This is a genomic window from Kocuria sp. CNJ-770, from assembly GCF_001942375.1.
In the GTDB taxonomy this organism is placed as follows: Bacteria; Actinomycetota; Actinomycetes; order Actinomycetales; family Micrococcaceae; genus Kocuria; species Kocuria oceani.
The window spans coordinates 1-9507 of sequence record NZ_MKJW01000160.1; the positions used below are offsets into that span (position 1 = coordinate 1).

A 9507-nucleotide genomic window follows, 5' to 3' on the forward strand; every position below is an offset into this window, starting at 1 on the left:
GTGGGCGAGGAGCGCGACGCCGGCCGCCGGCGGGCCCAGGAGGCCGCGCGGCGCTGCGCGCGGCGGAGCGCAGCGCCGAGCGGACCGCCTCCGAGCTGTCGCGGGTCCGGGCCGTGCTGGACTCCGCCGCGGCGGAGACCGCCCGCTCCGAGGAGCAGGTCGCGGCCGCGGACCGGCACCTGGCCGCCGAGCAGCAGCGCCTGCGCGAGGTCGCCGACCGCCTGCAGGCCGCCGAGGAGCTCGGCGAGGAGGACACCGAGGACGCCCAGCTGGAGGCCGCCGCCCGCCGCGACGAACGGCACCGCGCCGCCACCGCCGCCCGCGCCGCTGAGACCGAGGCGCGGCTGGCCCTGCGCTCCCTCGAGGAGCAGGCGCGCGCGCTGGGCAACCGGGCCGCCTCCCAGGAGCGGGCCGCCGCCACCGAGCGCCGGGCCCGGGAGGAGGCCGAGCGCCGGGCGCACCGCCGCCGGCTGCAGGCCCGCAACGCCGAGGCCGTGCTGGCCGCGGCCGAGCAGCTGCTGGTCCGTGTCGGGGCGTCCGTGGCCGCCGCCGCCGGGGACCGGGACCGGGCCGAGTCCGTGCGCGCCGGCCTGGACGCGGAGCTCACGGAGCTGCGCGCCGCCAACGACCGGCTCGCCGCCCGTGTCGCCGAGCTCACCGACTCCGTGCACCGTGACGAGCTGGCCCGGACCCAGCAGCGCACGCGGATCGAGGCCCTTGAGGACCGCTCCCTGGAGGAGCTGGGCCTCACCCCGGAGGCGCTCGTGGAGCACTACGGGCCGCACCTGCCGATCCCCGACCCCGACGCGGGGACCGGGACGGAGGAGCCGGAGGCGACGGACGGGCAGGACGCCCTGTTCGGGGCCGTGGCGGGGGCGCCCTTCGTGCGGGCCGAGCAGGAGAGGCGGCTGCGCCGGGCCGAGAAGGAACTGGCCTCGCTGGGCCGCGTCAACCCCCTGGCGCTGGAGGAGTTCGCGGCGCTCGAGGAGCGGCACCGCTTCCTCGCCGAGCAGCTCGAGGACCTGAAGCGGTCCCGGCAGGACCTGCGCAGCATCCTGCGCGAGGTGGACGAGCACGTGGAGCGGGTCTTCTCCGAGGCCTACGCCGACACCGCCCGGGAGTTCGAGGGCGTCTTCGCCACCCTGTTCCCCGGCGGCGAGGGCCGGCTGCGGCTCACCGACCCGACGGACATGCTGAGCACCGGGATCGACGTGGAGGCGCGCCCGGCGGGGAAGAAGATCAAGCGGCTGTCCCTGCTCTCCGGCGGTGAGCGCTCCCTGACGGCGATCGCCCTGCTCGTGGCGATCTTCAAGGCCCGCCCTTCGCCGTTCTACGTGATGGACGAGGTCGAGGCGGCCCTGGACGACCGCAACCTCGGGCGGCTGCTGAGCATCTTCCGCCAGCTGCAGGAGACCTCGCAGCTGATCATCATCACGCACCAGAAGCGGACGATGGAGATCGCCGACGCCCTCTACGGGGTGGCCATGCGCGGGGACGGGGTCACCACCGTGATCGGGCAGCGGCTCGCCGAGTTGCGCTGAGCCCGGCGACGGACCCGCGCCGCCGGCTCCCGCGCCCGACCCGGCCTATGTCCCGGCCGGGCGCGCCGCCGCGGGGTCGGGCCGTTCCATGGTGTCCCGCACGGGCAGCCACGCCCCGGCCGCGATCAGCATGATCGCCCCGGAGACCCCGAAGGCCCAGCCGAAGCCAGCGGCGTCGGCGAGCGCGCCGGCGACCACGGGGCCCAGGATCTGCCCGGCGTCGGCGCTCATCTGGAATCGCGCGAGCACGGGCCCTCCGGCCCGGTCCGGACCGATGACGTCGGCCACGGTGGCCTGTTGCCCGGGGTTCAGCGTTCCGGAGCCCATGCCCGCCACCAGGGACAGGACCACGAACCACGGCACGTCCTGGACCAGGCCCAGGCCCATGGTGGCGAGCCCGTTGACCAGCAGCCCGGAGAGCACGAGCGGCTTGCGCCCGAACCGGTCGGTCAGCCGGCCGGTGACCGGCAGGGCCAGGGCGTTGCCGGCGGCGTAGACCGCCAGCGCCAGGCCGGCCACCGCGGGGCCCGCCCCCAGGACGGCGACCGCGAACAGCGGCACGAGGGCCACCCGGATCCCGTGGGCGGTCCAGCCGTTGGCGAAGCTGGAGACCAGCGCGGAGCGGTAGGCGCCCACCTGCCCGGCCTCCGCCACGGTCATCACCGGCTGGTTCCTGCGGTCCCGGCCGGCGCCGAGCACCTCGTCCTTGAGCCGGAAGTGGACCACGGCCACCGCCACGAGCAGGGAGACCGCGTAGATCAGGAACGGGGCCTGCATCCCCAGCCCGGCGAGCAGGCCGCCCACGACCGGGCCGAGCACCCCGCCCACCAGGAACGCGGAGGCGTAGTAGCCGGAGACCCGGCCCCGCATCCGGGGCGGGGCCAGGCGCACGATCAGGCCCATCGCGGAGATGGTGAACATCACCGACCCGATCCCGCCGAGGCCCCGGAACAGCAGCAGCTGCCAGTAGCTCTGGGCGAACGCGGTGGCCGCCGAGGACAGCGCCACGATGAGCACCCCGGTCACGTAGGTGGGGCGCTCACCGATCCGGTTCAGGATCCGCCCGCCCGCCGGGGCGAACAGGAGGCGGGCCACGGCGAAGACGCTGACCACGGCGGAGGCCGCCGCCACCCCGACGCCGAAGGTCGTGGCGAACTGGGGGAGCACGGGCGCCACGATCCCGTAGCCGATCGCGATGACGAAGGCGGCGGCGATGAGCACCGTGATCTGCTGGGGGACGCGGTCGCGCTCGGGCGCGGGGGCGGAGGGCTGAACGGGCACCCGTCGAGTCTAGGACTCCGGGACCGGCGCGGCCCCCGCCGCCGGGTCCCGCCGGGGGCGGTGTGAGAAGCTGGGAGGCGTGGATTCGATACCCGTTCTCGTATACGTGCTCATCGCCGTCGTGGTCCTCGGTCTGCTCGGCCTCGTGCTGCTCCGCGGGCCCAAGGCGCCCCGCGGCGGCTACCCCTCCACCCGGGACGCCGACGACCTCGAGGGAGGCCCCGCCGAGGCCCCCGGGGACCTGGAGCCCGGCACCGCGCCGGCCCGGCCCGCCGACACCCGCCCGGCGCTGGACCGGCCCGAGTCGGCGTCGTCGCGGATGGCGCGCCTGCGCGGGCGGCTGGCCCGGTCCAACAACGTCCTCGGCAAGGGCCTGCTCGCCCTGCTCTCCCGCGACCGCATCGACGAGGACGTGTGGGACGAGATCGAGGAGACGCTGCTGCTCGCCGACCTCGGCACGGACGCCTCGATGGAGCTCGTGGAGTCCCTCCGGCGCCGGGTCACGGTGGAGGGCACCAGCGACCCCGCGCACGTGAAGGCCATGCTGCGGGAGGAGCTTGTGAAGCTCGTCGACCCCACGCTGGACCGGTCCCTGGCCGTGTCCCGCAAGGGCCCCGTCCCCGCCGTCGTCCTCGTCGTGGGCGTCAACGGGGTCGGCAAGACCACCACCGTGGGCAAGCTCGCCCGCGTGCTCGTCGCCGAGGACAAGGACGTGCTGCTGGGCGCGGCCGACACCTTCCGGGCCGCGGCCGCCGACCAGCTCTCCACCTGGGGGGCGCGCGTGGGCGTGCCCACGGTGCGCTCCGACGTCGAGGGCGCCGACCCGGCCTCCGTGGCCTACGACTCCGTGGTCGCCGGCATCGAGCAGGAGGTCGACGTCGTGATGATCGACACCGCCGGGCGGCTGCAGAACAAGGCCGGCCTGATGGACCAGCTCGGCAAGATCAAGCGGGTCGTCGAGAAGGCCGCCGTCATCGACGAGGTCCTGCTCGTCATCGACGCCACCACCGGGCAGAACGGCATGACCCAGGCCCGCGTGTTCTCCGAGGCCGTGGACGTCACCGGCATCGTCCTCACCAAGCTCGACGGCACCGCCAAGGGCGGCATCGTGGTGGCCATCCAGAAGAGCCTCGGGGTCCCGGTCAAGCTCATCGGCCTGGGCGAGGGCCCGGACGACCTGGCCCCCTTCGAGGCGGAAGGCTTCGTGGACGCCCTGCTCGACTGACCCGTCCCCCGAACGCCCCACGGGCCCGCCGCAATTTACACGCGCGTCATCATTGCGGCGGGCCCGAAACATGTCCGCAACCCGGCGCGGCGGCGGACGAAACATCTCTCTCGGACACTCGAGGTGAACGGTGAGCACCGGACGGCCCCGCGGGGAACGGGCCAGTGGCACCGGTGACCGACCAACCTTCAGAGAGAGGTGCACATCGTGGAAATCACTGCTGGACACGTGTGGACGATCGTCGCGGCAGCCCTGGTCTTCTTCATGACCCCCGGGCTGGCCCTGTTCTACGGCGGGATGACCCGGGCCAAGGGCGTCCTGAACATGATGATGATGAGCTTCATCTCCATCGCCATGGTCTCGGTGGTGTGGGTGCTGTGGGGCTACTCGATGAGCGGCGGGGACCCGCTCCTGGGCGGGATCACCGGAAGCCCGGTGCCCTCCTTCGCCCTGGCCGACATCATCGGCAGCGAGGACCTGCTCGGCGCCGCCTACGGCGGCACCTTCGCCATCATCACCGTCGCCCTGATCTCCGGCGCGATCGCCGACCGCGCCCGGTTCGGCGCCTGGGCCGTCTTCGTGCCCGTCTGGGCCACCCTGGTGTACGCGCCGCTGGCCTACATGGTCTGGGGCGGCGGGCTGCTGACCGAGGACGGCGCCGTGGGCTCCGCCCTCGGCGAGGCCATCGACTTCGCCGGCGGGCTCGTGGTGCACATCAACGCCGGCGTCGCGGCGCTGATCCTCATCATGATCGTCGGGGCCCGCCAGGGCTTCGGCAAGGACCCGAGCCAGCGCCCGCACAACCTGCCGCTCGTGATGCTCGGTGCCGCCATCCTGTGGTTCGGCTGGTTCGGCTTCAACGCCGGCGCGGCCGGCACGGCCGAGCAGGCCGGGCTGATCTGGATCAACACCCTCGTGGCCCCCTCCGCGGCGATGCTCGGCTGGCTGCTCACCGAGCGGATCCGGGACCGCCACGCCACGTCCCTGGGCGCCGCCTCCGGCGCCGTGGCCGGGCTCGTGGCCATCACCCCGGCGTGCGCCAACGTCTCCCCGGTGTGGGCGATCGTGCTGGGCTTCGTGGCCGGCATCTGCTCGGCGCTGGCCGTGGGCCTCAAGTACCGCATGGGCATGGACGACTCGCTGGACGTGATCGGGGTGCACCTGGTCTCCGGCGTCGTCGGCACCGTGGCCCTGGGCTTCGTGGCGCTGCCGTCCGAGGGCACCGCGGGGCTGTTCTACGGCGGCGGCTTCGGCCTGCTGCTCACCCAGGTCGTGGCGGTGCTCGTCTCGGTGCTCTACTGCGCCGTGCTGACCTTCGTCATCGCCTTCGTCATCGACAAGACCATCGGCTTCCGGATCCCGGAGCGGGACGAGATCGACGGCATCGACATCACCCAGCACGCCGAGTCCGGCTACGCCCTGGCCGGCGACGCCACGGGCTCGTTCACCCCGGGCCGCCACGCCGCCGGCGGGGAGGCCGCCGCCTTCGAGCCCGGCCGCTCCCAGCCGGTGCGCGGCTGAGCCGTGCGACGGCGCCCGACGCATCCCACCCCCACGAAAGGCAGCTCTTCCATGAAACTCGTCACCGCGATCGTGCGCCCGGAGAAGTTCAAGGACATCAAGTCCGCGCTCGAGTCCTACGGCGTCCAGGGCATGACGGTCCAGAACGTGCACGGCTACGGCCAGCAGCGCGGGCACACCGAGGTCTACCGCGGCGCGGAGTACACGGTGGACCTGCTGGAGAAGGTCCGCGTGGAGATCCTCGTCGACGACCACCAGGCCACGGACATCGTCGACGTCATCGTCTCCTCGGCCAACACCGGCCGCGCCGGTGACGGGAAGGTGTGGGTCACCGACGTCCGGCAGGCCGTGCGGGTGCGCACCGGGGAGCGCGACGAGACGGCGCTCTGACCGCTCGGTCCCCGCGGCCGGCCCCCTCCCGCCGGAGGGGGCCGGCCGCCGTCGTGTCCGCCGTCGTGTCCGCCGTCGTGTCCGCCGGCGTGTCCGTCCTCGTGTCCGCCGCGTGACGGCGGCGGGCCCGGGTCGTCCGGAGTTGCTAACCTTGGACACTGACCCGCCACACCGGGCCGGGCCGCGGCCCGCGGCGCAGACCGCGGCGCACCGGCCGACTCCCTCGACGAAAGCAGCTTTCGACCCGTGTTCAATTCACTGTCCGACCGGTTGACCGCCACCTTCAAGAACCTCAAGGGCAAGGGCCGCCTGACCGAGGCGGACGTCGACGCCACCGTGCGGGAGATCCGGCGCGCCCTGCTCGACGCCGACGTCGCCGTCCCGGTCGTGCGCGAGTTCACCGCCGCGGTCAAGGAGCGCGCCCTCGGGCTGGAGGTCTCCGAGGCGCTGAACCCCGGCCAGCAGGTCGTGAAGATCGTCAACGAGGAGCTGCAGAACATCCTCGGCGGCCAGACCCGCCGGATCCGGATGGCCAAGACCGGCCCCACGATCATCATGCTCGCCGGCCTGCAGGGCGCCGGCAAGACCACCCTGGCCGGCAAGCTCGGCAAGTGGCTCAAGGGCCAGGGGCACCGTCCCCTGCTCGTGGCCTCGGACCTGCAGCGACCCAACGCGGTCACGCAGCTGAAGGTCGTGGGCGAGCGCGCCGGCGTCCCGGTCTTCGCCCCGCACCCGGGCACCACCTCCGAGTTCGACGACCCCACGGGCGACCCCGTCCAGGTCGCCCGCGACGGCGTGGCCCAGGCCCGCGCCCGGCTGCACGACGTGGTCATCGTGGACACCGCCGGGCGCCTGGGCATCGACGAGGCGCTCATGGCGCAGGCCCGCGACATCCGCGACGCCGTCCGGCCCGACGAGGTGCTCTTCGTCATCGACGCGATGGTCGGCCAGGACGCCGTGAACACGGCGCAGGCCTTCAACGAGGGCGTCGACTTCACCGGCGTGGTCCTGTCCAAGCTCGACGGCGACGCCCGCGGCGGCGCGGCCCTGTCCGTGGCCTCCGTGACCGGCAAGCCGATCATGTTCGCCTCCACGGGCGAGAACGTCGACGACTTCGAGCAGTTCCACCCGGACCGCATGGCCTCCCGGATCCTCGACATGGGCGACGTCCTCACCCTGATCGAGCAGGCCGAGAAGCAGTGGGACCAGGCCGAGGCCGAGAAGATGGCCCGGAAGTTCACCGACCAGGAGGACTTCACCTTCGAGGACTTCCTGGCGCAGATGCAGCAGCTGCGCAAGATGGGCTCGATGAAGAAGATGCTCATGATGATGCCGGGCGCCGCCGGCATGCGCGAGCAGCTGGAGAACTTCGACGAGCGCGAGATCGACCGCGTCGAGGCCATCGTGCGCTCCATGACCCCGCACGAGCGGGTCGCCCCGAAGATCATCAACGGCTCGCGGCGGGCCCGCATCGCCAAGGGCTCCGGGGTGACCGTCTCGGAGGTCAACCAGCTCATGGAGCGCTTCGCGCAGGCGCAGAAGATGATGAAGCGGCTGGCCCAGGGCAAGGGCGTGCCGGGCATGCCCGCCGGCATCCCGGGCATGCCCGGCGGCGGCGGCGCCGGCGGGGGCAAGAAGGGCAAGGGCAAGGGCTCCGCGAAGAAGGGCGGTTCCCGCTCGGGCAACCCCGCCAAGCGCGCCCAGGAGAACGCCGCCCTCGAGCAGCAGCGCAAGCACAAGGCGCCCGCCGGCTCGGCGTTCGGCGCCGGACAGGCCCAGCCGGACCCGGCGGACCTGAACCTGCCCAAGGGCTTCGAGAAGTTCCTGGGGAAGTGAGGCCCCGATGAGCTCCTACCTCTCCGAGCCCGAGCTGAAGAAGTTCGTCGACTCGCTGCCCACCCGGCGCCTGGCCGCCGAGGCCCTCATCCGCGACCCGCAGGGCCGGGTGCTGCTCGTCGAGCCCAACTACAAGTCGGACTGGACCGTTCCCGGCGGCACCGTGGAGGCGGGGGAGGACCCCCGCACCGGGTGCTTCCGGGAGGTGGTCGAGGAGGTCGGTCTGCACCTGGCCCCCGGCCGGCTGCTCGTCGTGGCGCACGGAGTGGCCATGGGCATCTGGGGGGACTCGGTCTCCTTCGTCTACGACGGCGGGGTGATCGAGGCCGACACCCCCATCACGGTGCAGGAGGAGGAGCTGCTCAGCCACCGCTGGACGGCCCCGGAGGAGCTGGACGCCTACCTGCGCCCGGGGCTGGCCCACCGGCTGCGCGCGGCCCTGGCCGCCCTGGCGGACGGGACGGTGGCGGAGCTCGTCGACGGCCCCCGCTGAGCCCCCGCCGGACGCGCCCCGGGGACCGGTCCCGGCCCCGGGACGGCCGGGACGACGGCGTAGCATGGACGCCATGACCTCACTCCCCGCCGACGACGTCGCGTCCTCCACCTCCGCGTGGGACCTGGTCCCCGCCACGGTGGTCTGCGCGACGGAGACCACCGCCGCGCCGGCCCCGGAACCCCGGCCCACGTTCGAGGAGATGCGCGCGGTCATCGCCGGGCACCGGCTGATCAGCGCCTACGCGGAGGGCCCCCGGGCCACGCAGCTGATGTTCCTCGCCGACACCGAGGGCCGCCTGGCCCGCGCCGCCGCGGACGGCTCTGTGGAGGCCGGGTGCACCCTCGACGAGCTGGCCGGCACCCTCGCCCGGACCACCGGCCACCAGCTGCAGCCCGAGCACCCCGGTCTGCGCCGCGTCCTGCTGGTCCACCTGGACGCCCCCGACCTGCCCGTGCTGGCCGCCCTGTCCGGCACCGGGTTCACCGCGGTCTCCCGGCACGGGTGGTCCGTGGTGGTCTTCGACGCCGAGGTCGACTTCTGGACCGTGCGCACCGGCCTCGCCGAGACGGCCGTGGCGCTCTCCTCGGACGGGGCCACCCGCTCCTTCGAGGTCCTGCTCGCCGGGGAGGACCCGGCGTCCGTCACCGACCTGGAGGCCGCCGACGCCGTGTGCGCCCTCGAGTGGGGCCCGGAGTGGCGGCCCACCGGCGGGGCCGGCGCGGAGGCGGAGGAGACACCGGCCGGGCGCTTCGAGCGCGACCTGGTCCGGCTGTGCGCCGGCGGCACCTCGGAGCTGCAGACCGAGTCCGTCGCCTCGGTCTTCGACCTCGACCCGGCCGAGACGAACCGGCTGCGCAACTACGTGCTGGGCGAGTCCACCGACCTCGTGCTGGAGTCCGTGCTGCAGCTGCTCGGCCTGCCCGCGCTGGCCGCCAAGGTCGTGGAGGGCAGCCGCGAGATCACCGAGCTCGAGGGCGCCGAGCACTACGAGCCCGCGGCCGTGGGCGCCGCGCTCCTGCACGGTCTCACCATCGAGCCCACCGGGGACGGGCTGATCGCCCGCTACCAGCGGGCCCTCGTGCGCCGGCCCGAGCTCCTGCTGGCCCTGGCCGGCACCGAGACCGCCCTCGGGGTGGGGCTCGCGGGCGCGGCCCGGCGCGGCGGGTCCGGGGCGCGCGTGCTCGGCACCCTCTCCGCGGCGCTGCTCGCCGAGCGGA

General features: G+C 73.9%; 8 protein-coding genes. 7 read left to right on the forward strand and 1 reads right to left on the reverse strand.

What is annotated here, in order from left to right; genetic code table 11:
- Nucleotides 1-1541, forward strand: a 1541-nt coding sequence (locus tag BJF77_RS18615) for an AAA family ATPase (RefSeq protein WP_158041333.1), incomplete at its 5' end; no start/stop codon positions are given.
- A 45-nt stretch (nucleotides 1542-1586) separates the two neighbouring features.
- Here the strand turns inward: BJF77_RS18615 and BJF77_RS18620 are convergent.
- Entirely contained in the window at nucleotides 1587-2822 is a 1236-nt protein-coding gene (locus BJF77_RS18620; protein WP_047805185.1) for an MFS transporter, read from the reverse strand.
- A gap of 79 nt (nucleotides 2823-2901) precedes the next feature.
- Here BJF77_RS18620 and ftsY point away from each other — a divergent pair, with 79 nt between their 5' ends.
- The 6 genes from ftsY to BJF77_RS18650 all read left to right on the forward strand — a co-directional run.
- Nucleotides 2902-4047, forward strand: coding sequence for a signal recognition particle-docking protein FtsY (gene ftsY / locus BJF77_RS18625; RefSeq protein WP_075873102.1), 1146 nt, complete (start codon nucleotides 2902-2904; stop codon nucleotides 4045-4047).
- A 207-nt stretch (nucleotides 4048-4254) separates the two neighbouring features.
- A complete protein-coding gene (locus tag BJF77_RS18630; protein WP_047805186.1) occupies nucleotides 4255-5568 on the forward strand; it encodes an ammonium transporter in 1314 nt (437 codons plus the stop codon).
- 51 nt (nucleotides 5569-5619) lie between these two features.
- On the forward strand, nucleotides 5620-5958 hold the full coding sequence (locus BJF77_RS18635) for a P-II family nitrogen regulator (RefSeq protein ID WP_047805187.1): 339 nt from the start codon (nucleotides 5620-5622) through the stop codon (nucleotides 5956-5958).
- A 246-nt stretch (nucleotides 5959-6204) separates the two neighbouring features.
- The gene (gene ffh / locus BJF77_RS18640; RefSeq protein ID WP_075873103.1) at nucleotides 6205-7794 is read left to right on the forward strand and encodes a signal recognition particle protein; all 1590 of its coding nucleotides are present in this window, start codon (nucleotides 6205-6207) and stop codon (nucleotides 7792-7794) included.
- Nucleotides 7795-7801: 7 nt separating this feature from the next.
- The gene (locus tag BJF77_RS18645) at nucleotides 7802-8287 is read left to right on the forward strand and encodes an NUDIX hydrolase (protein WP_047805189.1); all 486 of its coding nucleotides are present in this window, start codon (nucleotides 7802-7804) and stop codon (nucleotides 8285-8287) included.
- Nucleotides 8288-8360: 73 nt separating this feature from the next.
- On the forward strand, nucleotides 8361-9507 hold a 1147-nt coding region (locus BJF77_RS18650; protein WP_139318662.1), incomplete at its 3' end, for a hypothetical protein.